Here is a 21,412-nt window from a genome sequence, read left to right as displayed (position 1 = left end):
ATGATACTGTATCATTCAGGTGATTCAAATGATACTGACTAAGAGTGAGGGCAAGGAAATGATTTTTGGTTATGCTCGTGTATCAACAAAGGATCAGAACCTTGAGCGTCAGTTGGCAGTACTGGAACCTGTTTGCGACAAAATTGTCACAGAGAAAGAATCAGGCAAGTCCACCAGCGAGCGACCTGAACTGTTGAACCTGCTTTCTCACCTTCGCGAAGGTGACTCCCTCATTACTCATTCTATCGACCGTCTAGCACGTAATACCCGCGATCTATTGGAAATGATTGATAACCTCGTAGCTCGCGGGATTACTGTGCAGTTCCTTGCGAATTCAATGAGCTTTGATAACTCCCCACAATCCCGTCTGATCCTAACCATGATGGGAGCCGTCGCAGAATTTGAGCGGGGCATGATTGCATCACGCCGCAACGAGGGGATTGCCCTTGCCAAAGAAGCCCGTAGGTATAAGGGCAAGCAAAAGAACAACGAACTACATAGAAAGATTATAGATATGTTACAAACCGGAAAGAACACACCAGACGAGATCGCAAAGTTGTGTGATTGCGGCAGGGCTACAGTGTTTCGCGTGAAGAAAGAAATGCTTGCAGTACTAACAGTGTAGAAAACTGATATAGCAGAAGGGGGTAAGGAAAGAAGCCATCCGCTTTAGTACTGTAAGAATCCTTTCGATATCCTAGGTGGTAAAAAAGAGGCCATAGAGCCTCTTTTGTATTTGTGCTGTTCTACATAACAGATTGTTTTTAATGGTTAAAATTATTTTCTTCTATAGTGAAAGAAAACTTTGTTTAATATTCAATGTATTTTGATGCCGAACATGGTCAGCGAGGTGTGCTGCGGTTTGTCTGTCATGGCGTAAAAGCTACCTTTTAATCGTCAAAATCTGTACTGAGTGGCACAAGAGTAGATCACTAACTTATACCGCACGGTGATAGCACAGATAATGCGGGAAAACGGGGTATAGATCCAGACGGGGAGGGGGTTATCATGCAGATGGAGAGTTTTGGTTTGTAAGGGCCATGAGTCTGTTTTGCCAATCCTTGGTATGGTTGCGGTTAAAACCGCCTCTGTAAAATAATAGGGTGAACCTACAGCTTTAATCAGCGTCAGTAACACTGGATGAATTACATTCATAATATATGGGTAAATGGTTTCTTTACATTGATTTTGGTGATGTGTTGGCGGTTTTTAATGATCGCATCATTCTCTTTACGCTTGATTGTTTATGGTAGAGGTGTTAAAAACCATTTGTTTTGTATATAATCTGAGTCTTATATGATGTTTGCGTAGTGACTTTATAAAAAAGGAGTTTGATATGGCTAATGACATTTTTCTAACTCTGAAAGGTGCAAAGCAAGGGTTAATTACTGCGGGATGCTCCACTAAAGATTCAATCGGGAACTTATACCAGTCTGGACATACAGATCAAAGTTATCTTTATCAACTAAGCCATTCAATCAGTAGAGAGCAGCACGTTAATCATCACCCATTCGTTATCGTTAAACCAATAGACAAGTCTTCGCCTTTGATTGGTATTGCAATATCTAACAATGAACGCTTGGATGCTCTTATCGAGATATATAGAACCAACCAGAATGGTGGGCGTGACTTATTTTACTCCATCAAACTGACTAACGTAACGATTATGGACGTCAACATTTTTTACCCTAATTCATCAACCCATAATGAATCACAACCACAAGAGAATATATCACTGAAGTACGAAAGCATTTCTTGGCAGCATCACATTGCTGGAACCAGTGGCTATAGTATTTGGGATGATAGAGTTTACTAATGAAAAGAGTAAAAAGTGTTGATAGACTCCTTTTGGAGTCTTATTTCACTAGGGGTGAAATAAAAAAAATAAAAAATAATGCTAATGTTTTTCAACTCGATATTCTATATTCAGTTAGAGATATAGGTAGAAGAACCTTCAGAGCAAGTATCATCTTGGGGGTAATACTAACTATTTTCACAATTGGAACAGTTTCCAAAGATGGTGTTTTTGGTTTTGGAATTATAGTTCTTATGTGCTTTATGGTTGTAATACCTTCTTATTTCCTAACACCAATGAGGCTTTACATTAAATCTTTGTATTTTTTCGTGAAAGATAGAAAAAATGGAAAGTGCAAATGAGGAATTAATTTGCATTTTTGTGTAGGTCACATATTTCCTAGTGAGCTATTTCATTACTCCCTTTATAGTAATAGCATCGCTCACTATCTCCAATGAGAGTGAGAACTTCCCCATGATTTTAAAGCCAGCAACCGAATCGTTATACATGGCATAATATAATCTTTCAGTGTCTGGTCCTCTGCCACTTATACCTAACCAGCTTCTACTATTTGGTACTACTACCTTGCCAAATAAAGCTTTTAATGAAAGGGACAGGTCTATGCCTGCATATAGAATATCGCCACCACGTTCACCATAACCTACGTTGGTAGATGCCCAGCGATATAGGTCTCTTAAGTAACCTGTATTTTCCTCACCCGTGAAGAAAAATTGTAAGTTTTCGTAGACGTTATTCGCTCCATGACAAATAAGTAAAACGCCCGTAACACCACTAACGAAAGTGACTTCTGATGCTAGCACCATAGCTAATCCAGAGGCCACTTGTGATAGTCCTGCTACAACGCCGATTGCTTTAACAACATATGTGTATACGCCGTTTTCTTTTTTTATTTCCAAATATACAGCTCTGGCCACCTTGTTAAGTTGTAACGACTCATACTGCATTCTTAAAGAATCATGCTCAGCTTTTAGACAGAAAAATGCATTGCGTTGCCCTTCTTGAGTCGTTGCTGTACGGCAAGTCGATATATGATGATTTATCAGATCATCAATTTCTTTTTGAAATGAAAATCTTGATTGTGCATTCTTTAGATAAAAAGCAGATGCTCTGTTAGCCAAACGACCTAACTCATGAGAGTTTGCGAGTGCCATCTCAAGGTAGTAATTTTTTGTTTGCTCACGAAAACCAAAATAATTATCCATATAAAACAAATCCCTTTGAAATAAAAAAGTGTGATCATTATATCGTGCTTACTTTAATTCGCTTGTTAATGATAGCAATCCCTACGAAAGTGATCAAATGTAGCTACTTTGCTTGAGTGATGGGGGGCGGAATGAGAATACCTCCGTAGCTATGATGGAAAGTTAGTGTAACGCACAGGGAATGTTGATGCCGAACATGGTCAGCGAGGTGTGCTGCGGTTTGTCTGTCATGGCGTAAAAGCTACCTTTTAATCGTCAAAATCTGTACAGAGTGGCACAAGAGTAGATCACTAACTTATACCGCACGGTGTTAGCACAGATAATGCGGGAAAACGGGGTATAGATCCAGACGGGGAGGGGGTTATCATGCAGATGGAGAGTTTTGGTTTGTAAGGGCCATGAGTCTGTTTTGCCAATCCTTCGGTATGGCTGCTGTCAAAATAGCCTTAATAAGCGTTTCTGTAAAATAATAGGGTTAACCTACAGCTTTAATCAGCGTCAGTAATACAGGAAAAATTACATTGATAAGGCATAGGGAAATGGCTTTTTATATTGATTTTGGTGATGTGTTGGCGGTTTTTAATGATGGCATTATTGTCTTTACGCTTGATTGTTTATGGTAGAGGTGTTAAAAATAATTTGTTTTGTATATAATCTTGAGTCTTATATGATGTTTGCGTAGTGACTTTGTAAAAAAGGAGTTTGATATGGCGAATGATATTTTTCTAACCTTGAAAGGTGCAAAGCAAGGGTTAATTACTGCGGGATGCTCCACTAAAGATTCAATCGGGAACTTATACCAGTCTGGGCATACAGATCAAAGTTATCTTTATCAACTAAGCCATTCAATCAGTAGAGAAAAGCACGTTAATCATCACCCATTCGTTATCGTTAAACCAATAGACAAGTCTTCGCCTTTGATTGGTATTGCAATATCAAACAATGAACGCTTGGATGCAATTATAGATATATATAGAACCAACCAGAATGGCGGGCGTGAGTTATTCTACTCCATTAAACTGACTAACGTTACGATTATGGATGTCAACATTTTTTACCCTAATTCATCAACCCATAATGAATCACAACCGCAAGAGAGTATATCATTGAAGTACGAAAGCATTTCTTGGCAGCATCACATTGCTGGAACCAGTGGCTATAGTATTTGGGACGATAGGGTTTACTAATGGAAAAAATAAAAAGTGTAACCAGACTCCTTTTGGAGTCCGGTTTTACAAGAAAAGAAATAAAAGAACTACAGGAAAAATCCAAATTTTTTGGAATAGACTTGGCATTTGGTGCTAAAGATGTTGGTAAGAGAATGCTAAAGGCTACTATAGTAATTTTTAGTTTATTTTTAGCATTCGCAGCTGTAATTTATATAAAGCAGACATTAAAAACTGTAATTGTATTCTCTGCATTCCTTGCTATGTTATTACTGTTATCCTGCTTTCTAACTAACATTCCTCGATATGCAAAGTCGATAATTTTTTATTTTAAAAGCGATAAATGACTCCCTATAAATTATCCCATATTCCACTGACGGTAACCATATCACCCGTGATTTCTAATCCTAATGAGAGTTTACCCATTGTTTTTATAGTCATTAATAGATCATCATCAATTACATCATAAAGTTTTAATGTGTCTGGGCCATTTTCATAATTCATTAGGCTCCTATAATCAGATACAACTTTTTTGGTAAAGAATAAGCCATGAACTGATAATGCCAAATCAACACCACCATAAACAATATCTGCTATCTTATTATCATATCCGGATTTCTTAGCAATAATTCTATATAGATCCCTTACAGGGCCAATGTCATCCTCCCCATTTATTATAAAATAACCATTCTCATATATATTGTTAAACCCATGGGACACTAATAAGAAACCAGCTATATTACTGCCCCTTGAGCTAAGAATAGATGCAGCGCCAGCCACTACTTGTGAAACGCCAGCAATAAGTCCAATCCCTTTTACTACATAGATCAATATGCCGTTATCATTGGTTATTTCGATGTAGATTGCTTTTTTTACACGGTTTAACTGTAATGATTCGTATTGTTGCTGTAACGAGTTTTTTTCGGCTCTTAAACATACATATGCGTTCCGTTGCCCTTCTTGAGTCGTTGCTGCATGGCAAGTTAAAATATAGCGATTTATCAGGTCATCAATTTTTTTGAAAAGAAAATCTTGATTGTGCATTTTTGACGTAGAAAGCAGATGCTCTGTTAGCCAAGCGACCTAACTCATAAGATTCAGCAAGAGCCATCTCAAGGTAGTAGTTTTTTACTTGTTCACGAAAACCAAAATAATTATCCATATAAAACAAATCCCTTTGAAATAAAAAGCGTGATCATTATATCGCGCTTACTTTAATTCGCTTATTCATGATAGCAATCTCTACGAAAGTGATCAAATGTAGCTACTTTGCTTGAGTGATGGGGGGCGGAATGAGGATATCTCCATAGCTATGATGGAAAGTTAGTGTAACGCACAGAGAACGTTGATGCCGAACATGGTCAGCGAGGTGTGCTGCGGTTTGTCTGTCATGGCGTAAAAGCTACCTTTTAATCGTCAAAATCGGTGCTGAGTGGCACAAGAGTAGATCACTAACTTATACCGTACGGAGATAACACAGATAATGCGGGAAAATGGAGTTTAAATACAGACAACGATGTGCTCATCATTGACAGAGAAAGGTTTGTATTTAAAGGCCAATAAATACAGAATACGCTGGTTTAGGCAAGTTTTTACTCGTTTGTTAGCGTGGAAGGTAAAACTCCACTCAGTACTTATTACTGAATTGTTCGACCTGTATCGCAGTTAGCGAAAGTTACAGTATGGTACAGGTTTTTATACTGATACTATGTGGTTATTGTACATAAATGACTATTATGATGAATGCTTATTTCTAAAAAAATATAATTGAAACTTTAGGTTTTGCTTGTTATATAGTAATCAATTAAGTTAGCATAATAGAATGCCAGTCACAATAAGATACCAATAATACTATGAAAATCAATGAATTAATTTTGAAGAATGGATTCACTTACCAAGAGCTACTAAAATTAAAAAATCAGTATAGGGATAAAAAGAATGAAACCTATGGGAAAGGAGTAAAAACAACTGATGATGAATCATTAAAAAACTACATTCTGCTAGTTTCTGAGCTATGCGGTGGAAATATGATATTTCTTTCCTCTGTTTTTTTTGTGATGATGTTTGGAGCTTACTTCTTTAGTGATGATATAAAGCAGGCTATCTTCTATTTAGTACTGTTCGTTATTTTTATTATGTTTTATATCTGGATTAATAGCAGAGGAATGAAGCTAAGTCTCTTGCTAACAGCAAAATTAGTTAGACTTCGATTTCGTATGTTCTTATATCGAGTGCTGCCGCCAAAAGTAGAATATGTTGATAAATGAATTTTGTTATTCATCATTCAGTTCGTATGTACCATCAAAAAATAAAATCTTTGCTTTAAAAACGGATGTACCTACTATGAGAATTCTCATTGGAGTACCTTTACCATCCTACTTAGGTCTATAATCAGGTTTGAGATTTCTGAACATCATGCTGGTGCCAGGCTTTTCAAACAATGCACTTGTTGCGAGTTTATCACCATGGTTCTTCAAAACTAAGCCGCGATATCCTGCATACGCAGTTATAGTAAAATCAACGGTACTATAAGCTAAATCACCATAACTTTTAAGTTTACTTGAATGAAGCCTACGACCAAGATTGGCCATCAATGCACCACCCACAGCTTGACCTGTACCGGTGGCGACTCCCCAACCTATTTTTGCATATTTTATAATTCCCTAGTATTCGTATATATCAGTAATAAGACACTTTTTATAATTACCTTGTCTTAAAATTTTATATTATCGACTATCTGAGGGCGGTGTTTAATATCGTTACTCATGCTATCCATACGCCAGGCTTATTAGGAGTCACTATTTAGCTGTTTGATGTTCAACGTACATACCCGCTATTTTGTAACCGCTCCAGCGCGCTTCCATCGGCATACACCATGCCGGTAGTCAGATCGTGGAAGCCATATCGCTTATAAAATGCCAATTTGTCCGGCACCGAATAAATAAACACTTTACCTAACGGGGCCAGATCTTGCATGACGCAATCCATCAACTGCTGACCATAACCTTGCCCTTGAAAGCGCGGATGGATGGCGACATCGGCCAGATAAGCTACCGAGGTCATGTCACTGATGGCGTGAGCGGTGGCCATCAGCTCTCCCTCAATAAAGCCCCAATAGCAGAATTGGCTATTTTGGTACACCTTCTGTAAGACCTGCGTATCACGCTCACCCAGCCCGGCAGCGGCCAGCAACTCGCCTAACTGTCGCCAGTCGATATTACATTTACGCGGATCGGTGATGATCTCCATAATTTTCCCCTCAGCCAATACGATCCAAATCCGCAGCATATTGCTGGATAGCACGCTGGTAGCTGCTGATTTCCGTATGCGCAGAGGTTTCAGCCAACAGGATCAGCAGATCCGCCACCGCCTGTTTGGTTTCCCCCAGATTGTAGAGCGTCATGGCGCGGAATAGCGTGATCTCTTTGGCCTGCGGGAACTCGTTTAGCCCGTCGTCGAAAGCGGCTAGCGATTTCTGATATTCCCCCAATGCGCGATAGGTGCTACCCAGACCCAACCAGGCTTCCTGGCGTAACTGTGCAGGTAGGCCGTGCTGCAAGGCGGCGAGATAGCAGGGGATCGCCTGCTGCTCAAAGCCTTGCACATCGTAAAGGCACGCCAGCTGGTAATGCAGCTTGCCATCCAACGGTGCCAGTTGCAGCATCTGTTGGGCCAGCTCGGTGGCTTCCGGGTAGCGGCCTTGCTGTTTCAACTGCTCGATGGTGATACTCGAAGACATGATTTTCCCTTTCAACGGTGTTTTGCTAAATCCTGCATCAACGTTACTCCTCTACTATTCATCCGCAAAGAAATAAAAATCTGGATAGATTTTCAATGAGTTTGAAATGGTGCATTCACTCATGCTGATGGATAATGCCCTATAGTTAATCAAGTTTTTCTTGATGGCAACACGTGATATTTTTCACAAAGAATGCCTGCGTGAATACCAGTGAGTAAAAAATGACAACCCACGTTCCATCGTATGTCCGACAACTTTTCACCCTGCTACTATGGGGGATAATCTATTACCTCGCCGGATTGATCTCATTAAAATTTGACGATCCCGCCTCGCCGATCGCAATCGTGTGGTTTCCCTCTGGTGTTGCGGTTGCCGCCTTTCTTTTGACCCGCTGGCGCAGTTATTTAACCCTGTTCGTCATTTTGACGTTGGCGAGCCTGTTGTTGAGGGACGGCTGGCAGCATAACCCACTGATATCACTGACCGATGCTGTGCTATCCATGCCAGCCAACGTAGCGATCGCCTGGGCAGTTCGCCGCTTTGCACGGCTTAATGACGATCTGCATACTATTTTAATCTGTATCACTGCAACCTTGGTCTTCAGCGGGTTGGATGCGCTAATTATTGGTGGGGGTTATGCCCTAATCCACCAGCAGCCTTTGTTTAGCTTGTTCTGGCAGAACTTTATCGCTGATGTTACCGGCATTATCTTTGCCACAACCGTGATTATGGGGTTTGTCAATCGGCGCTTGGAACCTGCCAGTTGCAACCTGCAAATGGGTCTTCTGGGAGCGGCACTTTGGCTGCTGCTGTGTGTTTCGATCTGGTTTATCTTTGGCTACCCCTTTCTCTGGCTGCAACACAACGCTGCGGCACTCTATTTTGCCTTGGCATGTCTCCCCATTATTCTGGCTATTATGCTTTCAGTTGTCTGGGGGAATCGAGGGGGATCTCTCGCGCTTCTCACTCTTGGGTTGGGAGTAATTTATTATACCAATCATCAGCACGGCCCCTTTTTTCTAAAGGGCTTACATCTCAATGAGTCTCTGTTATTAGCCTTGAGCTACCTTTCCGCGACGGCGTTGTTGATCGTGTTTATCAGGGTGCTGAAGCACTCGACCAACAGTTTTAACCCAGATACCGGCCGGATAACCGGCAAGGGGGTGATTTATAGCCTCAATCCGCGGACCGGGATTTTGCACTGGGAAGATGAGCCAGGCAGTTTGTTTGAGCAGAAGGTTCCCAGCAAGCTGGACACGATAGATGACGTGATGCAATGGATTCACCCGCATGATCAAGGCAAGCTGCGTGACCATTGGCTCCTCAATGATAGTCCTCAGCCCCGTCCCCCGTTGGTATTCCGTATCCAGATGCCACAGGGAGAGTGGCTGACGTTGGTGGATAACAGCTGTGCCCTGCTGAATGAGGAAGAACAGAGCATTATCGTCGGCAACTGGCAAGCAAGCCATTATCACCAGGACAGTTAAATGAACCTATTATTTACATATTGTGGAGAGTTGCAGCAGTGATCCAGATTGCCCTGTTATTATTCGGCGTTGATTTTGTGCGCTCCAAAGCCAAATTTTTGGGCGTAATCGGGATTATCTGGGGGCTTATGGGGATCGGTATCTTTATCGATGGCCTTGATGGCGTGCTCTATTTTCCCTTACAGGTTTTTGGTGCCCTGATGCTTCTGGAAAGCCTGGTCACGTTGAGTATTGCCTCCAGCGGGGTTGGGGCGCAGAAAGCGGTGCTTTATTTCAAGGGCGGGATCTTTTGCGTTGTCGCTCTGTTGATCCTGGCGAACAAACCCTACAGTAATTTGCTACTGGCAATCATATTCGGTTTCTCCTATTTCGTTATTGGCTTGTTTATGATCGCTTCTGCCTGGATCGTGCGGTTTCCGCGCTGGAAGAATGCGCTGGTCAGCGGCATTGCCCAGATACTGTTCGCCATGCTCATATTTAGCCCCTATCCGGTGCACTATAAGGCCACCATATCGTTTTTCCTGGGTACATTGATGGTTGTCAGTGGCATCAATATCTTGCAATTAGCCAGGCGGGCCAACCTTTTAAGGGACGGCACCTCGGTGTTTGAATTGTTGGTTCCTACCGAGATATTTTACGTCTTTGGAAAGAAATCGGCGGCTCGGCCACCCGAGGTGGTTGCCCCCACCATTGATTTCAAACAGCCTTTGACCGTCCATATCTGGACCCCGGAAGGAACGGCGAGTGCGGCCCCAATCCCCCGGCCAGTCATTAATCGCTATATCGCGGCGGTGGATGCTCAAGGGGTTATCTCTACCGGACATGCGGCATTAGAACTGGTACCGAGCGTCTATATCAGCCTGTATCCTGCGACAGATATTGATCGTTCCCCTTCAGAGTTTCTCAATGTGTTGAAGGCGACGCGAGAAAATGACGTGCCCGGCACCTTCCAGCCGGACTATCTTACCGAGGCGACCAACTGGTGCGATTCGAATCGGCAGATCCAGTTTCACCGTTATAACAGCTCGGCACTGTTACGTTTTTGGAGCGGTTATCAGTTGACTAAAATCTACAATCTGACGTCGCGTAACTGTTCCAGTAGCGTTGCCTATGCTTTGGAAGCCTCATTGGATGGTGTTCTTGCCAAACAGAGTAAAAGCTGGCTGGCTACATTACGCATTTTGACCATGCCGGAACTGTGGATTGCCGCGCAGGTACGCAGACGGGCACTCTCAATGGCCTGGACGCCTGGGCTGGTGATGGATTACGCCCGAGCGCTGCGACATATTGTTCACCCCGTGCCTCAGCCATGGTATCAGCGTATTCTCAAGCGCAGGCAACCGGAAAAAGAGGGATAGTGACACGTCATGATTTTTTAACTCGATAATCACTCACGCATTTTTGGGTAAGGCTGAACGTTGATCATCCGGTGTCTATAAAAAGACGCCGGATAAATTAACGGACGTTAATTATCGCCCACAGAATGAAGCGGCGACTCTGTTAAAGTGGATTTGCGGGTTACCGAATTTGTCATCACCAGGTATATAGCATTCATCCCTCTTCATGCAGACATAGTTGCCGCTGCCATCGTCATTTCTTATCCATAAGTAGCGTGTGTTACCACAAACCAAATGATTACCGCCAATAACATTGGCTGCCTTTTTATGAGTTATTTTTTTCATGGGATCCATCCTTATTTAATATTAATGAAAAGTTAGGATAGCTATCTAAGGTGCAATTTCAAGCCATACTAAAGGAATGTGCCAATAACAGGATGATATTGGTGATTATATTGGAATGATCTCGTTTGTAGCACATTAAAGTTGTCGTGTTGATTTTGTAGGATAAATTCAACTTAACGTAGGTATCCGCTACCTCGCAAACCTTCCAGAACGCTAAAGAAAAAGTAACATCAGGGTAGGCTTCTGATTAATCTGAAAATATGTTCCATCCTGGTTTTTCTTGGCTGGCATCGTTCCCAAAAGGCTTCACTTGGTCAAAAAACAGGCGTAGAATCTCTGCGTCCAATAACCGGAGGTAGTGAAGTATTATGGTTGATCGTGAGTTAACAAATTGGAAAGACTTTATTGATGAGATGTTAGGTAACTAACACCATGTAGGGTTTAAAGCTTGAATAAGGCTATTTGGTTTGTTTTTATTTAAAGCACCTAGGGTAACAATATTAAGTCTTTAGCAAAGCAGCCTCGGTTCCCCGAAGCTGCTTTTTTTACGTCTGCTATTAGCTATCGTGATGGTGAGGCTGCGCCTTACCAGGGAAGCGGCGGCGTACCAAAACGAAGAACAGCGGCACAAAGAAAATCGCCAGAACGGTGGCTGAAATCATGCCACCCATCACCCCGGTACCTACCGCATGCTGGCTGCCAGAACCTGCACCAGAACTGATGGCCATTGGCAGAACGCCGAAGATAAAGGCCAATGAGGTCATCAGGATAGGGCGCAAGCGCAAGCGTGAGGCTTCCAGCGTTGCGGCCATCAAATCCTTGCCCTTATGGTTCAGCTCGTTGGCAAACTCCACGATCAGGATGGCGTTCTTGGCCGACAGCCCGATAATCGTCAATAGCCCTACCTGGAAGTACACATCGTTTTCCAATCCGCGCAGCCAGGTGGCCGTAACGGCGCCGATCACCCCCAGCGGCACTACCAACATGACCGAGAACGGGATCGACCAGCTTTCATACAGGGCCGCCAGACACAGGAATACCACCAACAGTGAGATGGCATACAGTGCCGGTGCCTGGGAGCCGGAAAGGCGTTCCTGGTAAGACATAGCGGTCCATTCCAGGCCGAAGCCGGTCGGTAGCTGGCTGACGAGTTTTTCCATTTCATCCATCGCGGTACCGGTACTGACGCCCGAAGAGGCCTCACCCACGATTTCTACCGTGGAGTTACCGTTGTAGCGTTCCAGACGCGGTGAACCATATTCCCAATGGGAGGTAGCAAAGGCGGAGAAGGGTACCATCCCACCGCTGTTGTTACGCACGTACCACTTGTTGATGTCCTCTGGCAGCATGCGGAAGGGCGCTCCGGCCTGGACGTATACTTTCTTCACTCGCCCGCGGTCTAAAAAGTCGTTGACGTAGGTGGACCCCCAGGCGGTTGACAAGGTGCTGTTGATATCGTCGATCGACACGCCCAGCGCCTGTGCCTTGCGCTGGTCGATGTCGATTTGCAACTGCGGGCTGTCATCAAGGCCATTATGGCGCACGCGCGATAGCTGCGGGTTTTGCCCAGCCAACTGCAGCAATTGGTCACGAGCCTCCATCAGCTTGCTATGCCCCAGCCCGGCGTGGTCTTCCAACTGCATATCGAAGCCCGAAGAGTTCCCCAGCCCGGTGATCGCTGGTGGGCTGCTGGCGATTACGCGCGCTTCGTTGATGTTACTAAAGGCCTTGGTGGCACGATCGATGATATCGAACGAGCTATTGGCTCCCGAACTGCGCAGATCCCAGTCCTTCAGGCGCAAGAACAGGCGTGCGACGTTCTGGCCGTTGCCGCCTGGCCCGGCACCGATGGTGGAGAACACCGACAGCACGTCGGCTTTCTCTTCGGTCAGGAAGTAGTGCTCGACTTTTTCCACTACCTTGGTGGTTTGCTGCAGGGTGGAGCCTGCAGGCAACTGCACCTGCACGGTGAACACGCCACGGTCTTCCTGTGGCAGGAATGAGGTTGGCAGTTTGATAAACAGTACTGCCATACCGGCTAATAGCAACAGGTAGATCACCATGTAGCGGACACTGTGATGCAGCACGCGCGCTACCCCACGTTCATAGCGTTCGGTGTTGCGGTTGAACATGCGGTTAAACCAGCCGAAGAAACCGCGCTTGCCGTGATGATGGCCTTTGGCTATCGGTTTGAGAATAGTGGCACATAGGGCAGGGGTGAGGATCATCGCCACCAGCACCGAAAGCACCATTGCGGAAACGATGGTGATCGAGAACTGGCGATAAATGGCACCGGTTGTGCCGCCGAAGAAGGCCATGGGAATAAATACTGCCGAAAGCACCATGGCAATCCCCACCAGCGCACCCTGGATCTGCCCCATGGATTTACGGGTGGCGTCCCTGGGTGAGAGACCTTCCTCGCTCATCACGCGTTCCACGTTTTCCACCACCACGATGGCGTCGTCCACCAAAAGGCCGATCGCCAGCACCATGGCAAACATCGTCAGGGTGTTAATGCTGTAGCCGAAGGCTGAAAGGATGGCAAAGGTGCCCAGCAGCACTACCGGAACGGCGATAGTGGGGATTAATGTGGCGCGGAAGTTCTGCAAGAATAGGTACATGACTAAAAACACCAGCAAAATGGCTTCCAGCAGGGTTTTTACCACGTCATGGATCGAAGCCTGCACGAAAGGCGTCGTCTCATAGGCAATCTTGGCTTCCAGCCCGTGGGGGAAATATTGTGAAAGCTCGGCAATCTTGGCTTTCACCAACTGGTCGGTTTGCAATTCGTTGGCACCGGAGGCCAGCTTGATGTTCATCCCTGCGGCCTGTAGGCCGTTGTAACGGCTGAGGTAGTTATAGTTTTCCCCACCTAATTCCACCGTGGCAACGTCACCCAGAGTCACCAGCGAACCGTCGCGATTGACGCGCAGCGTGATCTGGCGGAACTGCTCTGGCGTTTGCAACTGGGATTGAGCGTTGATGGTGGCGTTTAGCGCCTGCTGATCGACAGAAGGGGAGCCGCCTAGCTGGCCCACCGCCACCTGGGCGTTCTGCGAACTGATGGCATTGACCACATCCTGGGTGGTGAGTTGATAGCTGGTGAGTTTGTTCGGATCTAACCAGATGCGCATGGCGTACTGTGAGCCGTAAACGTCCATGCTGCCCACGCCGTTGATACGGCTAAGGGGGTCTTGCAGGTTGGAAACGATATAGTCCGCGATGTCCTGCTTATCCATGCTGCCATCGGTGGAGACAAAGGCCACCATCATCAGCGTGGTGTCGCCCGATTTTGACACCGTCACGCCTTGCTGCTGTACCGCCTGTGGCAACCGCTTGATGGCAGCTTGCAGCTGGTTCTGGACTTGCTGCATTGCCTCGTTGGGATCGGTGCCGGCTTCAAAGGTTAGCGTAACCGAAGCCTGGCCGGTATTGGTGCTCTGTGACGACATGTACATCATGTTGTCGAGACCGGTCATGCTCTGTTCAATAATCTGGGTAACGGTATTTTCCAGCGTCTGTGCCGATGCCCCTGGATAGGTGGCACTAATACGCACGTTTGGCGGAGCGAGGTTCGGATATTGTTCGACAGGCAGAGAAAAAATCGCCAACGTCCCCGTCAGGCAAAGAATAATTGCCAGAACCCAGGCAAAAATCGGGCGATCAATAAAAAAGTTGGCCATGCGGCATGAACCTCGTTGTGACTTGTTCTATTTTTGACTGCATCAGTTATGCTTATGCTTGGCGCTGACTGGTGGCCAGGCTGTCGCAGGATTTGATTGTACCCAAAGGTGCTACTGCACTTTACTCGTCAAGCGTAGATAAAGCGTGGAGAAAAAAAGGAGATAATGTAAATAACAGTAGTAGAAATCTACAGTTACACATTGCACCACCACGAAATGCGTCATTATGGCGATTTTATTGCGTTACGGTGAAATAATCAGGACGTTTTCTCAGCAGGAGTTAAGCATGGAAATTAACCCGGTATTTGCTCGTCGTCTTTACCTGTGTTGGCTGATCAGCAGCAATGAACGCCCTAACGTTCCACGCCTGATGGAACTGACCGGTTGGCCGCGCCGTACGTTGCAGGATGTCCTAAAAGCACTACCAGGCCTGGGCCTGGAGTTGCAGTTTGTGCAGCAGGGGAAGCGTAATAATGATGGCTATTACCAGTTGGCAAACTGGGGCCCGCTAAGCCAAAGCTGGATTAATCAGCACCATGAGATGCTGCTGGCGGCCATTGGTTGAATGTTCCCCGGCGTGCCGGGGAAGCATTACTGGCTTTTCGCTTCCAGGTACATCACGGTTGCTGCCACGCGCGAACGCACGTTGAGCTTGCGCAGCATATTGCGGATGTGTACTTTCACCGTCTCTTCAGAAATATGCAACTGTGCCGCGACCTGCTTGTTTGACATGCCGCGCGCCACTTCCTGCAAGACATCCAGTTCACGCTCGGTCAGAGCGGCAAAGGGATCGTGTTGCTCGCTGCGTGACGAAAGATAGTCCGCTACCGCATCGCTAATCACGTTCTGGCCCTCGGCGGCCTGGCGAATATGTTCCAGCAGTTGTTCAGGCTCGCTGTCTTTCAGCAGGTAGCCATCGGCGCCAGCATCGATCAGCGCATAGACGTCGCTGCGGGAATCGGAAACGGTCAGCACGATGATGCGTGCATCCACCCCTTCATCGCGCAGTGCTTTCAGCGTATCCAGCCCGGAAAGCCCCTTCATGTTCAGATCGAGCAGGATCACGTCTGGGGTGAACTGCGCAGCCAGGGCGATCGCCTCAGCTCCGCCGCTGGCTTCTGCCACCACGGTGAAAGTAGGATCTAGCCCCAGCAACTGTTTGATGCCACGGCGCATCAACGGGTGATCGTCCACGATCATTACTCGGTAATTTTTCATCACAATAAAACGTGCTCCCTGTAGCGAGTAAAGCCACTGCGTACTGCCGGCAGTAAAGCTGACTCTTAAAATATAGTAGTAATTGGCATCGTCGCTCGGCTCGAATGGCCGCCGTGCAATGCTGTTAGCCCTTATGGCGGGAAGCTAAGACAGACCTCCGTGCCCCCGGCCTTGCCACGCCTGATATGTAACGTCCCGTTCAGGCGCGTTGCTCGTTCGCTCATAATGGTTAACCCATAATGGCCTTCCGGTTCATCCAGGCTGCCGATGCCGCAGCCGTCGTCACAAATGGTGATCTCGTTGTCGCCGCTGGGGGAGACTTCGCAATGGATCACAATTTCCTGTGCATCGGCGTGTTTGATGGCATTAAGCACGGCTTCACGCACGATCTGTAGCGCATGAACCTGTTGTTGGGCATTCAACGCCTGTGAGGCTAACCGACAGTGTAACTGAATCCGCGCGCTGGTCAGCAGTTTTAATGGTTCCAATACCTGCTGCAACGCGGCGTTCAGATCGGCATCCTGAATGCTCAACCTGAAGGTGGCCAGCAGTTCGCGCAATTGGCGATAGGCATCCGCCAGCGCCCGATCAAAATCATCAATGATCTCATCTGCCTGCGATGAGTGGCCTGCCAGGGTACGTTTGAGCAAGGTAAGCTGGATGCGCAGGAAAGTGAGAGCCTGGGCTAACGAATCGTGTAGTTCACGGGCAATGGTGGCGCGTTCCTCCATCAGCAGGAACTGCATATGCTGCTTTTGTGCTCGGTTAAAGTATACCCCGCGGCTGAGCATATTGGTCACGCTTTGCATCAGATGTGGGTGGGGCGGTTGCTGTTCATGTTGCCAGCTCAGGCTACCCAAGGGTTTGTTGTCTTGCATAATCACCTGCGAATGCCAGGCCAGTTCCGCCACCGGTTCACCACTGCTGACCTGCCATTGGCTGAGGCTGTCTTCCACATTGAGCCGAATACAATGTAATTGTTCGCTCAGCTTGATGATATGCAGGACCTTCTCAAACGCCCGCTGATCCAACTGCCCAACGCTCAGCGCTTGGGAGCAACTGTAGAGTACCTCCAGCGTGCGGTTGGCCTGTTGTAAACGCTCGGTTTTTTCCTGCACCTTGTGTTCCAGTGACTGGTAGAGCTTCGCCAATTCGCCAGACATGGTGGTGAAGGTTTGCGACAGTACACCCAGTTCGTTTGGCAATGAAACGTCGAGCGGCGGATGATTGAAATCACGTTGTTGCATACGCAGGCTGGCATCCACCAGGCGTTTGAGCGGGGTGACCACTTGGCGGCGCATAAAGCGGATGCAGAACAGCACCAGGGCAATGATGGCGATGTAGCCCATCACGCTGATCGTCGCTACGATGGTCAGCTTTTGTTCGGAGTAGCGCTGCAAAGCCAGGACAAAATGGTCGATCTGATTCACATAGCTGGCCACGTTGGCCTGATAGTTTTCCGGGTTCCCAGCCAGGATCTGTTTTTCCAGTACCAGCCAGGCTTGGCGCAGCGTCAGGTATTTTTGCCGCACATCGTCAGGCACATAAAATCGATCGAGTTTAAGCAGGGCCGGAGCCATCAGCGACTGCTGATACTGTACCAGGTGCTGCTGCACTTCAGCGGAACCGTTAGTGAGCTCATACGCCAACCGGTAGCTCTGCATGCGCAACGATCCCGCGATATTGATCGCTTCGGCATCCTGCAGGCTGCCGGCCACGGTAGTCAGTGCCAGTCCGGTGGACAGCACGGAAAGGATCACGATAGCTATCAGCGCCTTCGCCAGGCTGCCTGTCACTGAGCGTTTTACGAGCAATTAAGCGTCCTTCTGGTTATTGGCCGGAGTGTTATGCGCCGTCAAATTATAACTTTTGCTGGCAAAAAGCATGGCGATTTTGAGCAAACGGCCGATTTACCGCCAAAACCAATCTTCGCTATATAATCAAGTAAATAGCGATTGGGCGGCCTACCGTTGGCAAAATGCCCTATATCGGCTATCAGTGATTGATCTGGCGCAAGTAATACCTACTTTTACCTATTTAGGGTGATTATCTACCCCCTCCGATAAGCCTATTTTATCCTTGCCTCTTACCCGAGGTGCGAGACAAACAATAATAAAGTCACACTATAATAATTTTTTACACGCGCGCGTGTTGCCAACTTTGAAGGATAACCCGAATGGCCGAATTGTCGCGACGCAGATTGCTCAGCGGACAATGGCGTCATCAATCTGATGCGATCCGTCCCCCGTGGTCGCGTGAAGCCCCTCTCTTCCTTGCGGGTTGTACCCGGTGTCAGGCCTGCGTTAACGCTTGCGAAACCGGTGTATTGATCAGCGGCAGTGGCGGTTATCCCGAAATCGATTTTCAACGCGCGGAATGTACCTTTTGCCGACAATGCGCAGATGCCTGCGAAGCCCCAGTGTTTTACCCACCTCAGCACCAACCCTGGCAACAAGTGGCGTCGTTTTCGGCCGTTTGCCTGGCGATGCAGGGGGTTGAATGTCGCAGCTGTCAGGACAGTTGTGAAACGCAGGCAATCCGTTTTCGGCCACGGTTAGGCGGCATAGCCCAACCGGCGCTCGAGGCGGCGGCGTGCAATGGTTGTGGTGCCTGCGTTGCCGGTTGCCCGACCTCGGCGATTGCAATAACCCGGAGTGAAAATAATGAGCAGTGAATGGCACGTAAGCGGGTTGATGGTGCAGGCCCGGCCTGACAAATTCCCGGCCCTGATCTCGGCGCTGCTGGCAATCCCTGATACGGAAATTCCAGCACAGGATCAACAGCAGGGCAAGCTGGTCGTCGTTATGCAAGCAGCACGCTCCCAGGCGTTGCTGGAAAAAATTGAGTCGGCACGCAATCTGGAAGGCGTGTTGGCAGTGTCGCTGGTTTATCACCAGCAGGATGAGCAAGGTGAGGTAATACCATGAAACTCAGTCGTCGAGACTTCATGAAAGCGAACGCTGCCGCGGCGGCTGCCGCAGCTGCCGGGCTGACGATCCCAACGGTCGCCCAAGCCGTGGTCGGCAGCGGTGACGAAATCAAATGGGACAAAGCACCTTGCCGTTTCTGCGGCACCGGGTGTGGCGTTCTGGTCGGTACCCAAAATGGCCGCATCGTGGCTTCGCAGGGCGATCCGGATGCCCCGGTTAACCGGGGTTTAAACTGTATTAAAGGCTACTTCCTGCCCAAGATCATGTATGGCAAGGATCGTCTGACGCAGCCAATGCTGCGTATGAAGAACGGGCAATATGACAAAGAAGGTGAGTTTACTCCCATCACTTGGGAAAAAGCCTTCGATGTTATGGAAGAAAAATTCAAAGGGGCACTGAAAGAGAAAGGGCCGGAAGCAGTCGGCATGTTCGGCTCCGGCCAGTGGACGGTATGGGAAGGCTACGCAGCCTCCAAACTGTTCAAGGCGGGCCTGCGCTCCAACAACCTCGATCCGAACGCGCGCCACTGCATGGCCTCTGCGGTAGTCGGCTTTATGCGTACCTTTGGCATGGACGAGCCGATGGGCTGCTACGATGATATCGAGCAGGCCGACGCCTTTGTGCTGTGGGGCTCCAACATGGCGGAAATGCACCCGATCCTGTGGTCGCGCATTACCAACCGCCGCCTGGGCAACGACAAGGTCAACGTCTCGGTCCTTTCCACCTTTGAACACCGCAGCTTTGAGCTGGCGGATAACGGCATGGTGTTCACCCCGCAGACCGATCTGGCGATCATGAACTATATCGCCAACTACATTATTCAGAACAATGCGGTTGACCAGGACTTCCTCAAGCAGCACGTCAACATCCGCAAAGGGGCGACCGATATCGGTTACGGCCTGCGTCCAACCCACCCGTTGGAGAAAGCGGCCAAGAACCCAGGCAGCGATGCTTCGGAGCCGATGAGCTTCGAAGATTACAAAGCCTTTGTGGCGGAGTACACGCTGGATAAGACCGCTGAATTGAGCGGCGTGCCGAAAGACCAACTGGAAGCGCTGGCCAAGCTGTATGCCGACCCGAATGTGAAAGTCGTCTCTTACTGGACGATGGGCTTCAACCAGCATACCCGCGGCGTCTGGGCCAATAACCTGTGCTACAACCTGCACCTGCTGACCGGCAAGATCTCCAAGCCGGGCTGTGGGCCGTTCTCACTGACTGGCCAGCCTTCTGCCTGTGGTACCGCGCGCGAAGTGGGGACGTTCTCCCACCGTCTGCCAGCGGACATGGTCGTGACCAACGAGAAGCACCGCCAGATTGCCGAACAGAAATGGCAACTGCCAGCCGGCACCATCCCGGAAAAAGTCGGGCTGCATGCGGTTGCGCAGGACCGTGCGTTGAAAGACGGCAAGCTGAACGCCTACTGGGTAATGTGTAACAACAACATGCAGGCTGGGCCAAACATTAACGAAGATCGTATGCCGGGCTGGCGCGATCCGCGCAACTTTATCGTGGTCTCCGATCCGTATCCAACGGTGAGCGCGTTGGCTGCCGACCTGATCCTGCCTACTGCGATGTGGGTAGAGAAAGAAGGGGCTTACGGTAACGCCGAGCGTCGTACTCAGTTCTGGCATCAGCAGGTGAAAGCGCCGGGCGAGGCGAAGTCTGACCTGTGGCAGTTGGTGGAGTTTGCCAAACGCTTCAAGGTGGAAGAAGTCTGGCCTGCGGAACTGATCAATCAGAAGCCGGAATACCGGGGTAAAACCTTGTATGACGTCCTGTTCGTCAACGGTGAAGTGAACAAGTACAAGCTGGAAGAGATCCCGGCCGACCAGTTGAACGACGAGTCGCGCGACTTCGGTTTCTACATCCAGAAAGGACTGTTTGAAGAGTATGCCGGGTTTGGCCGTGGCCATGGTCACGATCTGGCGGCCTTTGATATGTACCATAAGGCGCGCGGTTTACGCTGGCCGGTGGTGGATGGCAAGGAAACCCTGTGGCGTTACCGTGAAGGAACCGATCCTTACGTGAAGGCCGGTGAAAGCGTGCGCTTCTATGGCAAGCCTGACGGCAAAGCCGTGATCTTCGCGCTGCCGTTCGAGCCTGCGGCAGAAAGCCCGGATCAGGAGTTCGATCTGTGGTTGTCTACTGGCCGCGTGCTGGAACATTGGCACACCGGTTCGATGACGCGCCGGGTGCCAGAATTGCACAGAGCCTTCCCTGAGGCGGTATTGTTTATCCATCCGCTGGACGCCAAGAGCCGTAATCTGCGCCGTGGCGACAAGGTGAAGGTAGTGTCACGCCGTGGCGAAGTGGTGAGCATCGTCGAAACCCGTGGCCGTAACCGTGTGCCGAAAGGCCTGGTATATATGCCGTTCTTCGATGCCGCGCAACTGGTCAATAACCTGACGCTGGACGCTACCGATCCACTGTCGAAAGAGACTGACTTCAAGAAGTGTGCGGTGAAACTGGAGAAGGTATAAGGCCAACGG

General features: G+C 48.1%; 23 protein-coding genes. 13 read left to right on the top strand and 10 right to left on the bottom strand.

The window, feature by feature from the left end; genetic code table 11:
- The first annotated feature begins 58 nt into the window (after positions 1 to 58).
- The 3 genes from ACKWMY_RS03810 to ACKWMY_RS03800 all read left to right on the top strand — a co-directional run bounded on the left by ACKWMY_RS03810 (position 59) and on the right by ACKWMY_RS03800 (position 2,157).
- The gene (locus ACKWMY_RS03810) at positions 59 to 625 is read left to right on the top strand and encodes a recombinase family protein (RefSeq protein WP_409485999.1); all 567 of its coding nucleotides are present in this window, start codon (positions 59 to 61) and stop codon (positions 623 to 625) included.
- Positions 626 to 1,336: 711 nt separating this feature from the next.
- Positions 1,337 to 1,816, top strand: a complete 480-nt coding sequence (locus ACKWMY_RS03805) for an Hcp family type VI secretion system effector (RefSeq protein WP_409485913.1) — start codon at positions 1,337 to 1,339, stop codon at positions 1,814 to 1,816.
- Complete coding sequence (locus tag ACKWMY_RS03800) at positions 1,816 to 2,157, top strand: hypothetical protein (protein ID WP_409485912.1); 342 nt, start codon at positions 1,816 to 1,818, stop codon at positions 2,155 to 2,157. The genes ACKWMY_RS03805 and ACKWMY_RS03800 overlap by 1 nt, the downstream gene beginning before the upstream one ends.
- Before the next feature lie 45 nt (positions 2,158 to 2,202).
- On the opposite strand, the gene ACKWMY_RS03795 is transcribed toward ACKWMY_RS03800, so the two are convergent.
- The gene (locus ACKWMY_RS03795; protein WP_260524056.1) at positions 2,203 to 3,018 is read right to left on the bottom strand and encodes a DUF4225 domain-containing protein; all 816 of its coding nucleotides are present in this window, start codon (positions 3,016 to 3,018) and stop codon (positions 2,203 to 2,205) included.
- Positions 3,019 to 3,725: 707 nt separating this feature from the next.
- On the opposite strand from ACKWMY_RS03795, the gene ACKWMY_RS03790 reads away from it, so the two are divergent.
- A complete protein-coding gene (locus tag ACKWMY_RS03790) occupies positions 3,726 to 4,205 on the top strand; it encodes an Hcp family type VI secretion system effector (RefSeq protein ID WP_308872236.1) in 480 nt (159 codons plus the stop codon).
- Positions 4,205 to 4,531: a hypothetical protein gene (locus ACKWMY_RS03785; protein ID WP_409485911.1), complete on the top strand. Its 327-nt coding sequence runs from the start codon at positions 4,205 to 4,207 to the stop codon at positions 4,529 to 4,531. The genes ACKWMY_RS03790 and ACKWMY_RS03785 overlap by 1 nt, the downstream gene beginning before the upstream one ends.
- A 4-nt stretch (positions 4,532 to 4,535) precedes the next feature.
- Here ACKWMY_RS03785 and ACKWMY_RS03780 read toward each other — a convergent pair whose 3' ends face one another.
- Positions 4,536 to 5,228 (bottom strand): DUF4225 domain-containing protein, encoded by a 693-nt coding sequence (locus tag ACKWMY_RS03780; RefSeq protein ID WP_409485910.1) that lies wholly within the window; start codon positions 5,226 to 5,228, stop codon positions 4,536 to 4,538.
- Positions 5,194 to 5,346, bottom strand: a complete 153-nt coding sequence (locus ACKWMY_RS03775; protein ID WP_409485909.1) for a hypothetical protein — start codon at positions 5,344 to 5,346, stop codon at positions 5,194 to 5,196. The genes ACKWMY_RS03780 and ACKWMY_RS03775 overlap by 35 nt, the downstream gene beginning before the upstream one ends.
- 691 nt (positions 5,347 to 6,037) lie before the next feature.
- On the opposite strand from ACKWMY_RS03775, the gene ACKWMY_RS03770 reads away from it, so the two are divergent.
- Complete coding sequence (locus ACKWMY_RS03770; RefSeq protein ID WP_409485908.1) at positions 6,038 to 6,451, top strand: hypothetical protein; 414 nt, start codon at positions 6,038 to 6,040, stop codon at positions 6,449 to 6,451.
- Between the two features lie 108 nt (positions 6,452 to 6,559).
- Here ACKWMY_RS03770 and ACKWMY_RS03765 read toward each other — a convergent pair whose 3' ends face one another.
- The 3 genes from ACKWMY_RS03765 to ACKWMY_RS03755 form a co-directional block, all read right to left on the bottom strand.
- Entirely contained in the window at positions 6,560 to 6,790 is a 231-nt protein-coding gene (locus tag ACKWMY_RS03765) for a hypothetical protein (RefSeq protein WP_409485907.1), read from the bottom strand.
- Between the two features lie 211 nt (positions 6,791 to 7,001).
- Entirely contained in the window at positions 7,002 to 7,433 is a 432-nt protein-coding gene (locus tag ACKWMY_RS03760; protein WP_309047396.1) for a GNAT family N-acetyltransferase, read from the bottom strand.
- 10 nt (positions 7,434 to 7,443) lie between these two features.
- On the bottom strand, positions 7,444 to 7,923 hold the full coding sequence (locus ACKWMY_RS03755; protein WP_409485906.1) for a tetratricopeptide repeat protein: 480 nt from the start codon (positions 7,921 to 7,923) through the stop codon (positions 7,444 to 7,446).
- Between the two features lie 221 nt (positions 7,924 to 8,144).
- On the opposite strand from ACKWMY_RS03755, the gene ACKWMY_RS03750 reads away from it, so the two are divergent.
- Together ACKWMY_RS03750 and ACKWMY_RS03745 are read left to right on the top strand one after the other, a co-directional pair.
- Positions 8,145 to 9,410 (top strand): MASE1 domain-containing protein, encoded by a 1,266-nt coding sequence (locus ACKWMY_RS03750; protein ID WP_211135556.1) that lies wholly within the window; start codon positions 8,145 to 8,147, stop codon positions 9,408 to 9,410.
- Between the two features lie 38 nt (positions 9,411 to 9,448).
- Positions 9,449 to 10,768 carry an HdeD family acid-resistance protein gene (locus ACKWMY_RS03745; RefSeq protein ID WP_074031452.1) on the top strand — a complete coding sequence of 440 codons (1,320 nt, stop codon included), beginning with the start codon at positions 9,449 to 9,451 and terminating at the stop codon, positions 10,766 to 10,768.
- Positions 10,769 to 10,879: 111 nt separating this feature from the next.
- Here ACKWMY_RS03745 and ACKWMY_RS03740 read toward each other — a convergent pair whose 3' ends face one another.
- Complete coding sequence (locus ACKWMY_RS03740; RefSeq protein WP_409485905.1) at positions 10,880 to 11,092, bottom strand: hypothetical protein; 213 nt, start codon at positions 11,090 to 11,092, stop codon at positions 10,880 to 10,882.
- A gap of 368 nt (positions 11,093 to 11,460) precedes the next feature.
- Between ACKWMY_RS03740 and ypfM the strand changes: the two genes are divergently transcribed.
- The gene (gene ypfM, locus ACKWMY_RS03735; RefSeq protein WP_138106377.1) at positions 11,461 to 11,520 is read left to right on the top strand and encodes a protein YpfM; all 60 of its coding nucleotides are present in this window, start codon (positions 11,461 to 11,463) and stop codon (positions 11,518 to 11,520) included.
- Between the two features lie 129 nt (positions 11,521 to 11,649).
- Here the strand turns inward: ypfM and acrD are convergent, their stop codons facing one another.
- On the bottom strand, positions 11,650 to 14,775 hold the full coding sequence (gene acrD, locus ACKWMY_RS03730; protein WP_024527081.1) for a multidrug efflux RND transporter permease AcrD: 3,126 nt from the start codon (positions 14,773 to 14,775) through the stop codon (positions 11,650 to 11,652).
- Positions 14,776 to 15,061: 286 nt separating this feature from the next.
- Between acrD and ACKWMY_RS03725 the strand changes: the two genes are divergently transcribed.
- Positions 15,062 to 15,340, top strand: a complete 279-nt coding sequence (locus ACKWMY_RS03725; RefSeq protein ID WP_024484514.1) for a helix-turn-helix domain-containing protein — start codon at positions 15,062 to 15,064, stop codon at positions 15,338 to 15,340.
- A 26-nt stretch (positions 15,341 to 15,366) separates the two neighbouring features.
- On the opposite strand, the gene narP is transcribed toward ACKWMY_RS03725, so the two are convergent.
- Together narP and narQ are read right to left on the bottom strand one after the other, a co-directional pair.
- Positions 15,367 to 15,999: a nitrate/nitrite response regulator protein NarP gene (gene narP, locus ACKWMY_RS03720; protein ID WP_024484513.1), complete on the bottom strand. Its 633-nt coding sequence runs from the start codon at positions 15,997 to 15,999 to the stop codon at positions 15,367 to 15,369.
- Between the two features lie 125 nt (positions 16,000 to 16,124).
- Complete coding sequence (narQ, locus tag ACKWMY_RS03715; protein ID WP_074031455.1) at positions 16,125 to 17,807, bottom strand: nitrate/nitrite two-component system sensor histidine kinase NarQ; 1,683 nt, start codon at positions 17,805 to 17,807, stop codon at positions 16,125 to 16,127.
- Between the two features lie 362 nt (positions 17,808 to 18,169).
- On the opposite strand from narQ, the gene napF reads away from it, so the two are divergent.
- The 3 genes from napF to napA are packed head-to-tail and all read left to right on the top strand — an operon-like array spanning position 18,170 to position 21,403.
- Positions 18,170 to 18,667 carry a ferredoxin-type protein NapF gene (napF, locus tag ACKWMY_RS03710; RefSeq protein ID WP_071784390.1) on the top strand — a complete coding sequence of 166 codons (498 nt, stop codon included), beginning with the start codon at positions 18,170 to 18,172 and terminating at the stop codon, positions 18,665 to 18,667.
- Positions 18,654 to 18,920: a chaperone NapD gene (gene napD / locus ACKWMY_RS03705; protein WP_024527083.1), complete on the top strand. Its 267-nt coding sequence runs from the start codon at positions 18,654 to 18,656 to the stop codon at positions 18,918 to 18,920. Before napF ends, napD begins: the two co-directional genes overlap by 14 nt.
- On the top strand, positions 18,917 to 21,403 hold the full coding sequence (gene napA, locus ACKWMY_RS03700) for a nitrate reductase catalytic subunit NapA (protein ID WP_024527084.1): 2,487 nt from the start codon (positions 18,917 to 18,919) through the stop codon (positions 21,401 to 21,403). Before napD ends, napA begins: the two co-directional genes overlap by 4 nt.
- The last annotated feature ends 9 nt before the right edge of the window (positions 21,404 to 21,412 follow it).

It is taken from the genome of Serratia sp. J2, assembly GCF_046269175.1.
GTDB classification, from domain to species: Bacteria; Pseudomonadota; Gammaproteobacteria; order Enterobacterales; family Enterobacteriaceae; genus Chania; species Chania fonticola_C.
Note: the sequence above shows the minus strand (reverse complement) of the source record. Positions and strands in the feature narration are given on the sequence as shown.

Coding starts and splice junctions, on each gene's coding strand:
- ACKWMY_RS03810 (WP_409485999.1), top strand. CDS start 59: ATGATTTTTGGTTATGCTCGTGTATCAACAAAGGATCAGAACCTTGAG.
- ACKWMY_RS03805 (WP_409485913.1), top strand. CDS start 1,337: ATGGCTAATGACATTTTTCTAACTCTGAAAGGTGCAAAGCAAGGGTTA.
- ACKWMY_RS03800 (WP_409485912.1), top strand. CDS start 1,816: ATGAAAAGAGTAAAAAGTGTTGATAGACTCCTTTTGGAGTCTTATTTC.
- ACKWMY_RS03795 (WP_260524056.1), bottom strand. CDS start 3,018: ATGGATAATTATTTTGGTTTTCGTGAGCAAACAAAAAATTACTACCTT.
- ACKWMY_RS03790 (WP_308872236.1), top strand. CDS start 3,726: ATGGCGAATGATATTTTTCTAACCTTGAAAGGTGCAAAGCAAGGGTTA.
- ACKWMY_RS03785 (WP_409485911.1), top strand. CDS start 4,205: ATGGAAAAAATAAAAAGTGTAACCAGACTCCTTTTGGAGTCCGGTTTT.
- ACKWMY_RS03780 (WP_409485910.1), bottom strand. CDS start 5,228: ATGCACAATCAAGATTTTCTTTTCAAAAAAATTGATGACCTGATAAAT.
- ACKWMY_RS03775 (WP_409485909.1), bottom strand. CDS start 5,346: ATGGATAATTATTTTGGTTTTCGTGAACAAGTAAAAAACTACTACCTT.
- ACKWMY_RS03770 (WP_409485908.1), top strand. CDS start 6,038: ATGAAAATCAATGAATTAATTTTGAAGAATGGATTCACTTACCAAGAG.
- ACKWMY_RS03760 (WP_309047396.1), bottom strand. CDS start 7,433: ATGGAGATCATCACCGATCCGCGTAAATGTAATATCGACTGGCGACAG.
- ACKWMY_RS03755 (WP_409485906.1), bottom strand. CDS start 7,923: ATGTCTTCGAGTATCACCATCGAGCAGTTGAAACAGCAAGGCCGCTAC.
- ACKWMY_RS03750 (WP_211135556.1), top strand. CDS start 8,145: ATGACAACCCACGTTCCATCGTATGTCCGACAACTTTTCACCCTGCTA.
- ACKWMY_RS03740 (WP_409485905.1), bottom strand. CDS start 11,092: ATGAAAAAAATAACTCATAAAAAGGCAGCCAATGTTATTGGCGGTAAT.
- acrD (WP_024527081.1), bottom strand. CDS start 14,775: ATGGCCAACTTTTTTATTGATCGCCCGATTTTTGCCTGGGTTCTGGCA.
- ACKWMY_RS03725 (WP_024484514.1), top strand. CDS start 15,062: ATGGAAATTAACCCGGTATTTGCTCGTCGTCTTTACCTGTGTTGGCTG.
- napF (WP_071784390.1), top strand. CDS start 18,170: ATGGCCGAATTGTCGCGACGCAGATTGCTCAGCGGACAATGGCGTCAT.
- napA (WP_024527084.1), top strand. CDS start 18,917: ATGAAACTCAGTCGTCGAGACTTCATGAAAGCGAACGCTGCCGCGGCG.